The organism is Gemmata sp. SH-PL17 (assembly GCF_001610855.1).
In the GTDB taxonomy this organism is placed as follows: Bacteria; Planctomycetota; Planctomycetia; order Gemmatales; family Gemmataceae; genus Gemmata; species Gemmata massiliana.
The window spans coordinates 5,928,948-5,944,617 of the sequence record NZ_CP011271.1 but is presented as its reverse complement, the minus strand read 5'-3'; the positions used below and the strand labels follow the sequence as shown (position 1 = coordinate 5,944,617).

Genomic DNA, 15,670 nt, shown 5'->3' with positions numbered 1-15,670 from the left:
CACTTAAACGAGTGGCTACTTCTTTCGCGCGGGAGGCGTGCCGAGGGCGCCCCCGGTCCCCCCGGGTAGTCCGGGGGGGCGAACTTGGTTAGTGAGCGCCCGGTTGTTGTTGACAGCCGAGCGGTTCGCGCCGCCGATACCACCGGTTTGCCCGGCCCCGCCGGTCATGAAGTAACTGCCGTGGTTGAGGAACCCGGCTTGGTGACCCGTTGCGGATGCGTCGCCGCCCGACGCGCCCGAGTCGATGTTGTCGATTGCTTGTCGGTTCGCGGTGACACCCCCCTGGAGGTTCTGGATCGACTGACGGGCTTGGATCTCGGGGCGCACGAGACCGTAGTAATTTAGGGCCGTTGATCCCCCTCCTCGGAGAAGGTTGAGGTACGGGCTGATCGTCGGGCGCTGGGTCGGGGGGCCGACCTGCGGTTGCGCGGACGCCCGGTCGGTCGCGAGAAGCGCCACACTGATCGTCGCGAGTACACGCCACTTCATGAAGTTTCTCCGCGGGATCGATTCGGGGCCTGGACCCTTAGATCATACCACAGGGCCGACTGTGCGTCACGGGCCGAAGCCACTGCCGCCGCCACCGTTGAACTGGTTAAAGAACCGGATCTGCTTCGCGGTGCCGGTTCCCAGAGAGGTGATTCCGAGAACACGTTCGATCGGGGCAAAAAGTCGGGCCATCGTGGAATCGACCCGAACCATTGGGTACGCGGCGACGAAGACGCGGTCCCCGGGCATCAACTGGTAGTTCGTGCTCGTGTCCCCGCACTCGGTAATCGCGCGCCAGTCGACCGGCAGGATCTGGGGGCTGGCGCCGACCGGGGCCGGGCGCGACACCCAGATGCGGTCTTGGCTGGCGACCGGTGAGAGCCCGTTCAGTTGCGAGATCGCATCGAGAACGGTCTCGTTACCCGTAATGGGCAAACGGGTCACTGTTTGTCCCACCCCGCCACCGTCCTGAATGACGTAAAACAGTTTGCTATTGTACCCCTGAACGTCGACCGAGATCTCGGGTTTTTCGAGATAAGTTGACAAGTGCGCTTCGAGAGCTTGTCGGGTTTCAGCCAGTGTCAGCCCCGAAACCCGCACGCTCCCGTAGGTTCCCAGGGACACCGTCCCGTCCTGCCGGACGAGGTGCGGGCCATTGATGCGCTGAGCGGCACGCCCTTGGGCCAACGTTACCGTGAGCCGAGGGGCCTTTAACTTGACCACCTTTTCCAGGTGGTCCTCAAGAAGTGCTCGGATCTCGGGGATCGTCAACCCGATAACTTTGACCGACCCGCCGTAAGAGGCCCCGAGGTTGATCGTCCCGTCCGATTCGATGCTCACTGGTCCCGAAAGCGGTTCGCCGGCGGGGTCGGCGAGCGATACGAACAGTACGTCGAGCGGTTCGGCCCGGTACGGCGGTTTGGGGATCGCGCGGACGGCTTCGATCAGGAGCACGTCGGGCGGTTCGACTCGGTAGTCGGGCAACGAAACCTTGACCAACTCGCGGGGCAAATCCGGGGGCGCGGTTACCGGCCCGTGAGGCCCAGCGCTGAGGCACCCGCTACCGGCCAACACCGCAGCTACTAAAACAACAGTCGGCCCGACGGTCTTCCGAATCGCGTTCATGTGTGCCCCCCGACCGTGACGTTTCAACATCATGCCGATTTAATCGGCACAATCGGTACCTGAGGTGAAATGAATCGGGGCGCGGAAATGTGTCCGCGCCCCGGGGGACTTTGGGGTGTAACGGGTCGCGCGGGCCAGTGCTACTTTAAAAGGGTGGACACGCGCTCGAACTCGGGGCGCTCGAGGGGGTGCAGGTCGGCGAGTTTGACTCCCAGTTCCTGAGCGCGCCGCCACGTGGATTTCGCTTTGGATTTGTCCCCCAGTTCGAGTTCCACTCGCGCGAGGTGGTAAAAAGCGGTGCCGCTCGGGGCCTCGGCCGTTACCGTTTCGAGCAGCGCCTGTGCGCTCCTGAAATCTCTGGTTTCGATCCGAATAAGGGCTTCTGTGTCGAGCAGGTCCATGAACGGTCCGCGGGCCTCCTTGGCTTGTTCGATCAGCTTGAGCGCCCGGGGGTAGTCCCGGTCTTTGGCCGCGACGAGGAACGCGAGATTGTTCAGTGCCAGAGCGTCCCTGTTGTTGGCGCTGATCGCGTCGGTGTACAGTTTCATGGCGCCCGCGTAATCCCCTTGGAGGTTACGAACCGAGGCGAGCAGCTGAGTGAGTAGCGCCTTGGTCGCTCCGCTCGCGCCGGTACTCGCCTCACTGAGCCACGCGGCCACGTGTTCCGTGTCCGTGCGCGACGGGGCGGGGCTGTCGTAAAGGGCCTCAACGGCGACCTTCGCGACGGTCAGTACGGGGGCTTTCTTCCGAACCTCATCGCAAATTCGGAGCGCCTCGGGCGTCTGCCCGCGGCGGCCGTGGAACGCGGCGAGTAGGAGCGGGGCGTCCGGTTGCTTTTCTTTGGCCTTCTCCACCGCGCGCCGGAACAACCGCTCGGCGTCCTCGTAGAGCTTCAGACTCTCGCACACGCGGGCGATCGTCGGGACCGGGGCGTCGGGGGCGTTCGCACGCGGGACAAGGATCGCTCGCGCCGCACTCGTGTCCCCCGTGGCAACCGCGAGCCGGGCCCGGAGCTCCGCGGTCACAAGGGCGTCGGGTTGCAACTCGATCAGCCGGTCCACCCATTCTTTGGCCGCAACGTGGTCGCCGGCTTGGAGCAGCCAGCCGGCGTAGAACTGGACGTAGCGCGCGACCCGGCCGTTTTTCTTGAGCAAACCGGCCATGACCGTGCGAACTTGGGTGGGGTGGCCGACCGAGCGGTGCAGTTGGGCGAGTAGGAACTGGTCGTCCGGGGTCAGGACGCTGTCGGATTTCTCGAGCAACTGAATGGCTTCCAGCCGGTTCTCGCGCTCGCGCTGGAACGCGAGCGCGAGGATCCGGGCCCGGCGCTCCGCAGGGGACTCGGTCCCCGTGAGCGGGCGCAACTGGTTCCCCTGCAACAAACCGAGTTCCGACAGGGCCTGGCGCGAAACCGCGTAATCGGGGCTGGACGCGAAGCAGATCGCGATCATTTGGCGGGCGTAGTCCCGGTCGTCGGCGGAGGCCGTCGGGAGCACGAGCAGTCGGCGGAACGCTTCGATCGCGTCCGCGTTCTTTTTGTCCGGGTCGAATTTCGGGTGCTGGTACAGGAACACCGCTTCAGCGCGGACCGTTCCGGGGTGCTCCGGGCGCTCGGCTCGCGCTTGTGCGTGTGCTTCACGGGCCTTGTCTTCTTTCCCGAGGAAGGCGTAGGCCGAACCAAGGAACAGGGACCGTTCGGGCGGGGACACTTTGCCCTGGGCCTCGTCCAGAATTTTTTCTGCCTCGCTGGTGCGTTTGGTGACGGCGAGGTACTGGATCAGGGGCAACCACCCGTCTGGGGATTCCGGTCGGATCCCGGTCGCTTTGCGCAGTGCGGTTTCGGCTTTGGGATGGCGCCCGGCGCTGAAGTAGATTTGCCCCAACCAAATGTGATCGGTGTGGTCCGTCGAACTCGCGGGTACGGCCCGTTCCGCGAGTTCGACGGCTCGGTCCACGTTACCCGCGTGAAGCGCCGCTTCGGCGGCGATTCGTAGGGAGGTCGGGTCGTTAGGCTGCGCGACCTTTTGGAGCACGCTCGCGATCTCGTCAAGATTGCCGTTGTTCCGGAGCAACTCCAGTAACCGGCGGATCGCGTCGGGACTCGCTTCACCGTAGGCGACCGCGTGCCGGTATTTCACGAGTGCGGGGCCGTAGTGGCCGCGCAAGTCGTGAATCAGTGCCCGGGCGAACGCCACTCGGCCCCACTCACCCCGCTCGCGCTCCAGACCGGCGAGCAGACCCTCGGCCTCGCTGAGGCCTGCCATGTCTTGTTTGTATTGAGCACGCCAGATCAAGTAGATCGCTTGACAGAGTCGCGCCGCGGAGTCGGCCTCACCGTTGATCTTGCGAATCGCCCGCAGAACACTCGCGACTTTGTCCTCATCTTTGGAGCTGAGAGCGAGATCGAAGCGGGTCAGTTGGACATTAAGGTCGAGCGGGCGGAGCGCGGCGAGGCGGTCCCAGAGCCGACTGTTTAGTGGCGCGGGGGCCAGCTCAGCCAAACCGCGCAGCAGGAGCCTCTGTTGATCGTGAGTGAATTTGTCAGTAGCGTTTGCGAGGGTTTCAAATTTTTCGGTGAGTTTTTCGTCACGGGTCTCGACCCAGAGGCGGGCGCGGGCCAACCGGAGGGCGGGCGAATCTTGACCTGCCTTTTCGGCCGCGTCGAGCGTTTGGACCGCGCCCTTCCAGTTCTTGTCGCGCAAATCCTGGTCGACGAGGGCGAGCCACACCGAACTATCTTTGGGGTTCTCTGACCTGAGGGCTTCGAGTTGCGTGCGGGCCGTGTTCGGGCTACCTTGCGCCGCGAGGAGCCGCGCCCGAAGAATGCGAACCTCGGCGTTGTCTTTTGGGAAAACGTCTTCAGCGATTTTCAGTGCTTCTTCGGTTTCGCGCCACCCTCGTTTCTTGTCGGCAGGCGCTTGGAGTTCCTTGGCCATCCGGATGCGCGCGATTTGTAACCACGTTCCCGGAACCCGGTCTTTGAGCTTCATGTAGGTCTGTAAACTCGCATCAATTTTCCCGAGCGCGGCTTCGGCTTCGGCAACGCCCAGTAGCGCGGGAATCCAAAGTACGTCGGTTGTGTCCGTTGGGACGGCTCGTGTGAACGCATCGAGCCGACGATCAAGTTGCCCCAGTTGTTCGTAACAGCGCCCGAGTAGCAGGTTCGCCTCGCGCCCGAGGGCCGGATTATTGGGCACGTTATTGCGCACATAGTCGAGGCCCGTTGCGGCTTCGGCCCACTGCTCCCTTAACATCTGAATTCGAGATTCGTAGTACCCGGCCTCGGCGGGTAAGAGGCCGCGGCCCTTAAGTTTGGCGAGCGTTTCGGTCGCACCGGGGGCGTCCCCCGCGCGGATCTGGTAGTCGACGAGTGCGAGCGCGAGGGGTGCCGAGTCGGGGACCGCAGTGAGGCCCTCTTTGATAACCGCGACAGGTTCTTTTTCCTGGCGCTGTTCGGCTTCTCGGGCCGCGAGTGCGAGATAAAGAGCGGGCGATTGGGGGTGCTTTGCGAGCCCTGCTTTCAACTGATTGTAAGACGCCGAAAATTTGGCTTTAGCCTGTTCTCGCTCTGTTTTGTTCTGGGATTGGGCCAGTTTGTAGCTCTCGAATCGCAGCGCATCGGACGCCGCAATGATGACGTCGAGTTCCTCGGGGGCCAGTTTCTTGGCCGCCATTACCGCTTGGTTAATGGCGTCGATAACTTTGATGTTGTTGGTGTCATTTGGCTTTTTATTTTCGTGCTCTTTTATCAGACCTTGTGCTTTTACAACGGCTCGTGCGGCGCGGGCCGCGTCCTGATCGAGTCTCCAAAACGTGCGCCAGTAGCTCGCGACTAATAGGTGCGCGCGAAAGTTCTCTCGGTTCTTGTCCAACATTTTTGCAACGGCTTCGTCCGCAGCGCTCTCGTTCTTAAGTTCTGTGCGAAGAATCGCGGCCCAGAGGGGGTAGGCATCGACGAGATCGTGGCGGAGCTCGGTGGCCTCTCCGTAGAGCTTCGCGGCGGCCTCGTATTTCTGAGTTAGCGCCAAACAACGGGCCTTCTGGGCCTTGAGTTCACCATCTTTGGGGTGCTTTTGAAGCAGGATGTCAATATCGGAGATCGCGCTCGGAAAATCGTTGAGCTGATTCATCGCGAAATCGATCGAAAACTTGCGCAGGTCGTCACGTGTCGGGTCGCGGCGCAGAACGTCTTGTGCGACGAGGTAGCCTTCTTGGATCTCCCGGTTGGATTTTGCCGACCGGCAGATCAATCGGGCCAGCCGTTCGTGAACGTCCGTGTCGCTCGGCTTCGCTGCCAAGTATCGTTTGAGGTACGTGACCTCGCGTTCCGTTGCCTGCTCGTCTCGGTCCTTGGCGTCGCGCGCGGCGTCGGCTTGGCGGAGAAACGCTCCGACTTGACGACGCGCCTGCCAGCCGTGGGCGAGGTGAATCGCAATCAACATTAGAAGGGTCGCGGCGGAAAACTTCGCGAGGAACCGCCAGTTGATTTTGAGTTGCATGGAAGGACCAAAAGGTGTTGATCGCGGGGTAGTGAAGTGCTTGAAGTGTAGCAGGTGTGTGCAAAAAACAAAGTCGCCTGGGTAATCGGATGACTACCCAGGCGACGCGATTTTCAGGGGTGCCTAAAACTGAATAACAAACTTAGGCAGCGGTCGCGACTTCGCTCTTGCGGAGGCGGCGACGGAGCAAACCGGCGAACGGCAGAGCGGTCGCCAGCATCACGAGGCCGGCGGGAGCCGGAGCGGCGTTGACGCTTCCGGAACCACTAAAATTCGCAGAACCGCCCGAACCAAGCGTAACAGTAAATACTTGCTTCAGCGAGTAGGGGTTCGTCGTTTGGGCGAACGTTGTGTCAGAATCGCCCGAGCCAAGAGCCGAGAGCGTAACAGCGCTTGTGCTCTTGGGATCACCGGGACCAGCGGGAATGTTGCTGGCGGTCGTGACCGCCGAAACCTGGCTCCCGCTTCCACCAACTTGCAGCAGCGTGAGGGAGTTGAGCAAATTCAACAAGCCGCTCGGGCCAGCGGTGGGGGTTGTCAAGTTGTCTTCCATAACGGTAATCTCCAGGGGACCGGAAATAGCCCCACCGGTGCGGAAAACTTTCAAGGTCGTGTTCGTCGTGAGGTCCGAAGAAAACGAGCCAGGCGTAAAACTCGAAGTCAAACCGATACGGTAACCGCCCACAACGATGCCACCGGTGGTGGCGTTGGTAGCAGCGGTTGTTTGGATAAGCCCGTCGTTGTCACCGTCGGTTAAGGTGGTGGTATTGGCACCATCTTTGATCACAACGGTGAGGGCGGCTTCGCTCTTTGCCGGGGCGAACAGAGCTGCTGCGGCAGCAACAGTCGCCACCATGAGAAACTTCAAACGGGACATTGGGGCGTCCTCCTTGGGGAACGGGACCCACGGTGGGCCCACTGGGCGAAGTTACCCGAGTGGGATGTACCGGAGCGATCTCGCTTCTTGGATGGTCAGATCCAGTTGGCGATGGGCTGCGAGAGCGATGTTTGCCATCTCCCGCGCCGTTACATAGTGGAACCGGAAAAGGGGATCCCGGTTCGCACGCTCCGAGAGCATCTCGTGGAACCGAACCATTGGCTCACCGAGGAGCACGTCTTGGTTGGGTTCATTTACTCCGTGTGTGTGCAATTTGACGAAGTACCAGTTAGGTTTCGTCGGAATTTTAACGCACGAACGGAGCCAGAGTTCCAAGCGATTTTTATCCGGCGGTTGACTTTTCTGCAAGCACGAGTTCTCGATTTTTGGGAGAAATCCCCACTTCTTTCGTGTCCAGTCTAAAGTCAACGGCCCTTGGATCATCAGGAGACTGTTCGGGGGCTGTGGTGCGGTACCCAAATCGGTGCCCGTGTTGTGGGACTTCGGTCGATTTGGGTCGTCTATAGCCCAATAAATACTGTTGATTTTCCGCGTTTGTGTCTCGCTGGGCGCGGAGGGCATGGTGAAATCTGCGTAACACCCCGTCTCGCGTAGAACATCCAGCTCGTTGTTTACCCCGCACCAGCGCCCGTCACACCGGCTGTTGTCGAGGGCCCAATTGCCGTGAATAAAGGCGTAAACGATCTCGCCCGTTTCTTTGTCCTTCGAGAGAAGTCCGTGCCGTTCGGCCAGATCTCGTTTGAATTCCAGTAACTTGCGCCGCAGCCCGTCCGCTGTGTCGTTGTCGTGATGGAGGTGGATCTCCACTTCACCGTACCGCTGACCGCTCTTATGGCGGCACAGTTCCGCCACCATGTCGACCAGCTCCGGTTCGTACTCGTCTTGTGGGTAGAAAAACGAGTACCGCGGCGGCATCCCGTCCGCGTCACGAAACCGGTCGAAGAGGCGCGGATATTCATCGATCCACTGCCGCACCCGCGCTCGGGCTTTTTCGAGCGGGGCGTTCCCGCGCTTTGGTTCGTAGTGATCGCAAATCGCCAGGAGCAGGTGGACCGGTTGTCCGGAGGGCGGCGCCTGGCGCTTCGCCCCCGAGAGCAGGTACGGAACGAGCCAGCGATTCAGCCCTCGACTACTCAAGCCCAACATCCGGCGTGCTCCTGCTCACTGTTTCCCACACTCGACTCGAACAATACTCGGTCACGAAGGTTGTTATTGCCCGGAACCGACGGGTTGGGCTCCCGGGAGGTTCAATCCTTCGGTCGTGCGGTCGGTCCTCTTCCACGTACCGCCTTGGCGGCCGAGGCACCAGCGGAAGAACCCGAGGAACAGGGCCGCGTTCATTGACACGAACATCGTTGGGAGCCGGAAGAAACGGAGGAACCGCGGTCGAGCAGGGAGCCAATTGCCGACGGCCGCGAGGGCGTAGAACGCGGCTTGAGCTGCCATCGTCCAAGCGTACACTGGATCGCTGAGAAGCATCGCGTTTGCGCCCAACATTCCCAAAAGGAAGAACGGGCACACCCAGCGCAGCACTTTGTGACTCAGGAACGTGAACGACACCCACCCGTGCATCGGCGAGAGCAAGGGCCAAAGCATCCCGATACTTTGGAACCCACCGGCGCCAATTCGCACCCGTCGGCGGAACTCCGCGCGCATCGTTGGCGCTGTTTCTTCGTGGGCAACGGCGTCCGGGTCGTACACGATCCGGCACCCCGACTGTAATTTTGCGTCAAGCGGGATCACAAAGTCATCGATGATCGTTCCGGCCGCGATACCCGGGAAGAGAGACTTGCGGATCGCATAGATCGCACCGTTGGAGCCCAACAATGCTCCCAAGCGGCTTTCGCACTTTTTGAGGAACGTTTCGTATTTCCAGTACAAACCGTCGACATTTTTGCCGGTCTTCGCGTCTGTCAGGACGAGGCGCCCGCACACGACCCCGATGTCCGGGTCCGAGAACCACGCCGCCAACCGCCGGGCCGCGTCCGGTTCCATGTGCGTGTTCGCGTCCGAGAGGATGACAATCTCCCCGTTCAGACGCGGGACCGATTTGTCGAGGACCGACGCCTTACCCTGATTCAGTGAATACGCGAGGAGACGCACCCCGCGGTCCGCGAACTTCCGGACGATGTCGTTCGTTGCGTCGGTACTACCGTCCGATGCGATCACGATTTCGAGTTTCCCGGCCGGGTAATCCAACGCGAGCGCGTTCCGGATCCGGGCTTCGATGTCCGCTTCTTCGTTGTGAGCGGCGATGAGGAGCGAGAGCGTGGGAACAGCTTCGTCCGAATTTGCGATTAAAACCGCGTCCTCCGCGGATTGTGACTGAAACTTAACAGCAGCGTGCTTGGGCGTTCGGCGACCAAATAAATAAGCGAAGGCAAGAATTAAGAATGGATAAATGATGTACGTGAACGACGCCAGAAACAAACATGTCCAGAACGCGATGGAGAGGGCGTCAGAGAGCATGGGTTAATCTCGCTGGGGGCGGTCAGCGTCGGGCGTGTAAAATGTGTAAGGGATCGGCAGGTATGTTCAGGTTGTGATGGTAATGGCGGCAGGCACATCTGTCAAAGGGTAATACGCCAAAAGACACCTTTTCCTCGGCAATCTATTGTCGCATCTCAATTGCGTTTGGTTCCACAATCCGAACCACTTTTGCAGGAATTCCGACCGCGGTCGCGCCGGCGGGGATATCGGTCAGGACAACGGCGTTCGCACCGATTTTCACCCCGTCCCCGAGCCGAACCGCGCCGACGATTTTGGCTCCCGCGCCCACGAACACGTTGTCGCCGAGCACCGGACTTTGGCGCTTCTCGGCCCCAATTGTCACTTGGTGCTCGATTTTAACGCCAGCGCCCCCACGGACGTTTCCGTTAATTACGACCCCGAGGGAGTGGATCAGGACAAATTCGGCCCCGAATTCGGCTCCGCGTCCAATGATGCACCCGCAGCACATTGTGTTCATTCGATTGAACAGCATCTCAAGTGGAGCGAGCCGCCAGCGCCGCGCCCATTGCATGAGCCGGTACCAAATCATTGCGGGGGTGCCGTCCGTGAGCAGTACCTTAATAATCCCCTTCCACCCACGGGTCTCGTAGCACCACTCGGCTTTCGCGCGAAGGTCGGAGAGGATGAGTCGGGTCGTTCGGATCATGGGTGTGGTGCCATTTCAGAAACGCCACAAGTGATTTTATTCGAGAACTAGCAGCCAAACCACGTCAGCGGACCCGCTAACGTCTGACATCTGATGGTGTGTTACGCCTTGACGATTTTCTCGCGCCCCGAGGTGACTTTCTTTGTCGCGTTGCGCGTGTCAACCACGAGCGGGCTGTGCGCGACGATCCACGAGTAGTCGTAGGCGGTGTGGTCGGTGGCGATGAGCACGCAGTCGAACCCGGCGAGCGCTTCGGGCGTGAGCGCGACGCTTTCCATCGGCTCCAAGTGTGGCCAGTGGCGCATCTTCGGCAGGGTCGGGATGTGGGGGTCGTTGTAACTGACCTTTGCTCCCTTTTTGAACAGCAGGTCGAGGAGCTCGAAGCCGGGCGACTCGCGCGGGTCGTCGATGTCCTTCTTGTACGCCATTCCGAGCAAGAGCACCTTGCTCCCCTTGACAGGCTTGCCCGCGTCGTTGAGTGCGTCGGCCACTTTCGAGACGACGTAAGCGGGCATCGCGGTGTTTACCTCGCCCGCGAGCTCGATGAAACGGGTGTTGAGTCCGTACTTGCGCGCGATCCAGGTGAGGTAGAACGGATCGATCGGGATACAGTGCCCGCCCAACCCCGGTCCGGGGTAAAACGCCTGGAACCCGAACGGCTTAGTTTTGGCCGCGTCGATCACCTCCCACACGTCGATGCCCATGCGGTCGTAGAGCACCTTCAGCTCGTTCACCAGCGCGATGTTGATCGCCCGGTACGTGTTCTCCAGGATCTTGCACGCCTCCGCGACTTCGGGCGCCGACACTTCAACGACGTTCACGATCACCTGGCGGTACATGGCCGCCGCGAGTTCGAGGCTCGTCGGGTCCAGCCCGCCCACGACCTTTGGGATGGTCGTCGTCGAGAAGTGCGCGTTGCCCGGGTCTTCCCGTTCCGGGCTGAATGCGAGGAAGAAGTCTGTGCCCGCTTTGAGGCCGGTTTCGCTCAGAATCGGCAGAACAACGTCGCGCGTGGTGCGCGGGTAGGTCGTGCTCTCCAGGACGACGATCTGCCCCTTGCGCAGCGTCGCCGCGATCGCCCTCACGGAGTTGACGATGTAGGTCAGGTCCGGTTCGCGCGCGTCGGTGAGTGGTGTCGGCACGCAGATGATGATCGCGTCCGCCTCCTTGAGGCGCGAAAAATCGGTAGTGGCGGCGAACTTGTTCTGCCGCATCTGCTTGATCGTCTCGGCGTCGATGTGCCCGATGTAGCTCTCGCCGCGCTCGAGTTTTTCGACCTTCACGGGATCGACATCGAACCCGAGAACCGGGAACCCCTTGGTCGCGAACCCGCGGGCGAGCGGGAGCCCGACGTACCCGAGACCGATGATCCCGATCGTGGCTTTTTTGGTGCGGATGGCTTCGCCCAGCGCGGCGGACATCGAGTTCGAGGGTGCAGTGGTCACTGTGAGTCTCGGTTTGGGGTATATGGGAAAGGCACGTGCGGCCTCACCGCGTGAGTACGTCGATGATCCGTTCGGACGCGCGCCCGTCCCACAACTCGGGGACGCGGTGGGCCGACCGGTCGGCCCGAACCGCGGTTTGTGCCGCTGCGATGATGCGGTCCGGGTCGAGGCCGACGAGCACGTTCGTTCCCTGATCGACGGTACTCGGGCGCTCGGTGTTGTTACGGAGCGTCAGGCACGGCACCCCGAGGAACGTCGTTTCCTCCTGAATCCCGCCGGAGTCCGTCATGACGAACCGGGCGTTGGAAACCAGGTTCATGAACTCCAGGTACCCGAGCGGTTCGACCAGCTTCACGTTGGGCAGGTGGGTCGACTGCGCCGCCATGATTTTCCGGGTCCGGGGGTGCACCGGGAAAACGATCGGCAGGTCGCGCTGGACCGCTTCGATCGCGCGGATCAGGCCCCCGAAAACGGCCGGGTCGTCGACGTTCGCCGGGCGATGGAGCGTGAGGACCACGTACTCGTTCGGGCGGACACCGAACGCATCCAGCCCACCGGCCGCGGAAAACCGGTCGCGGCACGCGACCAGCGTGTCGATCATGACGTTGCCGACGAAAAAGACCCGCTTCGGATCGGTTCCCTCTTTTTTGAGGTTCTCGATCCCGCTCGGCTCGCTGACGAACAACCAGTCGCTGATCGCGTCGGTCAGGAGGCGGTTGATCTCCTCGGGCATCGTTCGGTCGAAGCTCCGTAACCCGGCCTCGACGTGCGCGACCGGAACGCCGAGTTTGACCGCGGTCATCGCGCAGGCGATCGTCGAGTTCACGTCCCCGACCACAATAACCGCGTCCGGCTTCTGTTCGAGCACGACCGGCTCGAACCGTTTCATCACCTCGGCCGTCTGGACCGCGTGGGAACCCGACCCCACTTCCAGATCGATGTTCGGTTTCGGAATCTGTAGTTGCTCGAAGAACAACTTCGACATCTTCTCGTCGTAGTGCTGGCCGGTGTGAACCAGTTGGGCGGTCACCCCCGGTCGGCGCGCGATCTCCCACATAATGGGGGCGATCTTCATGAAGTTCGGTCTGGCACCCGCGATAACGGACAGCTTCATCGAGTGGATCCCTTTTTGGCGGCCAGAGTGTTGCCCAGGTGGTGTTCGATTTCGCTCAGCCGGGCGTCCCACCCCTCGGTTCGAACCTGCTCGCTGATTTCCGCGCGAGGGCCAGGGACCTTCAGGGCGTCGTCGACTTGCTGGATGAATTCCGCGTGCGTGTCTCCGATCCGGCAGGTGCCGAGGATCGCGACCTCCGGGATGTTGGTGGCTACCACTTGGAGCCCGGCGGCGAGGTACTCACGCACTTTTAAGGGGTTGGCGTTGAGGGTCAGTTCGTTGATCCGGAAGGGGTTCAGTGCGACGTCGAACCCTTTACAGTAGGCCGGTAGTTGCTCGTAGGGCTTGCGCCCGAGGAGGTGAACGTTCGGCAAACTCGCGAGCGCGGAAACGTCGGTCGTCGCTTTACCAAGAACGACCATCGATCCGGTCGGGTAGCGCTTGGCGACCTCGGCCATGAGCTCCACGTCTACCCAGTCGGCGATGAGGCCGAAGAAGCCGATGATCGGCTTCGGGAGCGAAGCGATTTCGGGCGGGACCACGGTGGCCGGGTCGAGGGCTTTCCGGAAGTGATTGAAGTCGACCCCGTGGCGCACGACCACTGTGTTTCGGTTGTGCGGGCTCTTGGTCTCGTACAACTTGTCCGCCGACACCACGACCAGATCCGCTTTTTTGAGGAGCTGGGTCTCCAGATCCAAAATCGCGCTGCCGGCGACACCCGAGAACGCGCTGTACTCGTCGACGCACTGGTAAATGAGAGTCTTCTCTCCGAACGCGCCGGCTAGTACGGCCGCGGCTGGATTAAAAACCCAGTTGATCGGGTTCGAGAACCGCAGCTTTCGCATTGCGGACCGGACCTGTTGCCGCAACCAAATGCGATTGAGTACCCGCGCCGCCCGGAGCCCGTAAGCGGGAACGGCGAGCGGGTTCAGAACGAAAATGTTCTTCTCAACCTCGCGGAGCGGTTCCCGGGCCGCTTGCAGTTTCTTCCACAGTCGCCCGACGTCGGCTTTGTTTAGCCCAGGGGTTCTATAGCCGATCGAGTTGACCCACAGAACCCGATTGTCCCGGGCGAGCAGACGCATGAGGTGCGTTTTGGACAGCGGGTCGCCGGTCCAGTCGTGACTGAAACAGAGAATGTCGCGGTTGTGGAGGGGGTGCTCGAGTGTGTGAGATGAGCCGGCCGGGCGACTGACAGCTAAGGTTGGCATAGTTGGTTCCGGGAGAATCTCGGCGCGGGTTGGGCACGGGGACGGTTGGCAGTTCCGTCAATGGCCCCGTCCGGTCACTATCACATTACGTTGCGCGTCCGCGCTTACTTGCATCGCCGCGATCCGTCTCGGACGAAATGTACGTTCTTGGGGCCGGCCCGTTTAGTGCGGGCCGAGGAGCTAGCGGGCGCGACCTCGTTTCGCGCCCGCCGATAAATTGGCCCTACTAGGCACCGGCGGGGGACAGCACCCGGTCCCCCGCCGGCTGGTCCGCTCGGATCGGACGGACGTCCGGTTCTAGCGCCTCTTCGAGAACCCGGCCCTTCATGTGTACCGGGATCGGGAGGCCGAGGAGCGTCAGTAGCGTGGGGGCAATGTCAAGGGTGCTGCACGCCCCGATCGTCGCACCGGTCCGGACTCCGGGGCCGGACATAACGATCATACCGGCCTGATCGTGGTAGCCCTGTTTGGGGGTCGCGTCCTTTTCGGCGCACAGGTCGCGCATCTTGGTCGTGCGCTCGGTCGTGGGGAACACACAGTCGGCGTCCCAATCGATCGGGCGGGGGAGCTTCTGGAGCGCGTTAACGCAAATCGTGTTCCCGACCTCCTGGCACGAGAAGAGCGGCTGGTCGGGCGTTTTGTAGTAGGCGGCTTGGAATCCTTGCACCGTTCGCCGTTGCACTTCCGGGTCATCGAACTGGATGTTCCACTGCGGGGCCATGACCGAATACGGGTTGCACTTCCCGGCCACGCCGAGCAGTTCGAGCACGCGCCCGATGTCCTGAATGCGGACGACGGACCGGCCGCCGCGGTACTCTTCAACGACGTAAGGCTGTTGCCCGAGGCCGGACGCGACGACGAGTACGGTGTCCTGGTTCACGAACTTCTGCACCCGACGGATCAGTTGGTCGGCCGTTCGGTAGCCGTACTGGATCGAGCCACCGAACTGCTTCAGTTCCGTAGCGTCGGGCTTTTCCAGGAATGGGGTCGGGTCGGTCGAGCGCCAGAACCGGTGCTGGTAGTGCGCAACGTGGTTCGAGTGAAACGTGGAAAAGTCCGGGCGGTGCTTTTTCCACAGTGCCTCAAAAAAGTCGAGATTAATGAGCGGTTGATAGCTCACCTTCTCCCAGTCTTTGGCCAACCGGAGCGTGCGGCGCGCGAAGTACCGGGCGACCGAGGCCAGGGTCGTGACCTTCAGCCCGAGCTTGCGGAGCTGGGCGAGCATCCCGAGCTTGCTCGTTTTCACCCCGTCGGCGAGGGGCGTGTGGGCCCGCGTGTACTTCAGGTTCATGTCCTGAATCGGCTGCAGTTCGGCTGGGAACGTCTCGGCGCTCGGCGAGAACGTGCCGGGCACCCAGAACCCCTTGACATCTTTCCGCGGGGGCCAAGACATGATGGACCCGAACAGGCCGAGCGACTTGCCGGCGTCGGCCACGAGATCCCAGATTTTCGGCCCCCGGACGGTTTCGGGCGGTTGCTCGAGGAACTTGACCCCGTGCTCTTCCGGGGGGCGCCCGGTGTACACGGTCATCCACGAGATCCACGGGTCGAGATCGGGTGGCACTTCGGGAGCGATCGGGGTGCCCCGCGCGCCGCGGCGCACGAGATCCGCGAGGGCGGGCATGGTCCCGTTTTGAAGGAACGGGTCCACGAAGCGCCAGGTGATTTCGTTCAGCTCGATCAGAACAACTTTTCGTGTCGGCCGGGCGATCATGGGGAGCCTCCCTAGAAA

At 61.7% G+C, this 15,670-nt stretch carries 11 protein-coding genes; all 11 read right to left on the bottom strand.

All coding sequences use genetic code 11. The features are described from left to right. Positions 1–15: 15 nt before the first annotated feature. Positions 16–489 (bottom strand): hypothetical protein, encoded by a 474-nt coding sequence (locus VT84_RS24520; RefSeq protein ID WP_052560385.1) that lies wholly within the window; start codon positions 487–489, stop codon positions 16–18. Between the two features lie 66 nt (positions 490–555). After that, positions 556–1,614 carry a polysaccharide biosynthesis/export family protein gene (locus VT84_RS24515; protein WP_162271833.1) on the bottom strand — a complete coding sequence of 353 codons (1,059 nt, stop codon included), beginning with the start codon at positions 1,612–1,614 and terminating at the stop codon, positions 556–558. Positions 1,615–1,754: 140 nt separating this feature from the next. Further along, on the bottom strand, positions 1,755–6,113 hold the full coding sequence (locus VT84_RS24510; RefSeq protein WP_082841332.1) for a tetratricopeptide repeat protein: 4,359 nt from the start codon (positions 6,111–6,113) through the stop codon (positions 1,755–1,757). 142 nt (positions 6,114–6,255) lie between these two features. Next, positions 6,256–6,990 (bottom strand): hypothetical protein, encoded by a 735-nt coding sequence (locus VT84_RS24505; RefSeq protein ID WP_082841331.1) that lies wholly within the window; start codon positions 6,988–6,990, stop codon positions 6,256–6,258. Positions 6,991–7,041: 51 nt separating this feature from the next. Next, entirely contained in the window at positions 7,042–8,157 is a 1,116-nt protein-coding gene (locus tag VT84_RS24500) for a hypothetical protein (protein WP_052560389.1), read from the bottom strand. 63 nt (positions 8,158–8,220) lie between these two features. Next, positions 8,221–9,480 (bottom strand): glycosyltransferase family 2 protein, encoded by a 1,260-nt coding sequence (locus VT84_RS24495; protein ID WP_052560390.1) that lies wholly within the window; start codon positions 9,478–9,480, stop codon positions 8,221–8,223. A gap of 142 nt (positions 9,481–9,622) precedes the next feature. After that, positions 9,623–10,168, bottom strand: a complete 546-nt coding sequence (locus VT84_RS24490) for a serine O-acetyltransferase (RefSeq protein WP_082841330.1) — start codon at positions 10,166–10,168, stop codon at positions 9,623–9,625. A gap of 101 nt (positions 10,169–10,269) precedes the next feature. Beyond that, the gene (locus VT84_RS24485) at positions 10,270–11,589 is read right to left on the bottom strand and encodes a nucleotide sugar dehydrogenase (RefSeq protein WP_052560392.1); all 1,320 of its coding nucleotides are present in this window, start codon (positions 11,587–11,589) and stop codon (positions 10,270–10,272) included. A 67-nt stretch (positions 11,590–11,656) separates the two neighbouring features. Continuing rightward, positions 11,657–12,727 (bottom strand): non-hydrolyzing UDP-N-acetylglucosamine 2-epimerase, encoded by a 1,071-nt coding sequence (gene wecB / locus VT84_RS24480; protein ID WP_052560393.1) that lies wholly within the window; start codon positions 12,725–12,727, stop codon positions 11,657–11,659. Next, on the bottom strand, positions 12,724–13,938 hold the full coding sequence (locus VT84_RS24475; RefSeq protein ID WP_082841329.1) for a glycosyltransferase: 1,215 nt from the start codon (positions 13,936–13,938) through the stop codon (positions 12,724–12,726). The genes wecB and VT84_RS24475 overlap by 4 nt, the downstream gene beginning before the upstream one ends. A gap of 226 nt (positions 13,939–14,164) precedes the next feature. Then, complete coding sequence (locus tag VT84_RS24470; RefSeq protein ID WP_082841328.1) at positions 14,165–15,652, bottom strand: alkaline phosphatase family protein; 1,488 nt, start codon at positions 15,650–15,652, stop codon at positions 14,165–14,167. Positions 15,653–15,670: the final 18 nt, after the last annotated feature.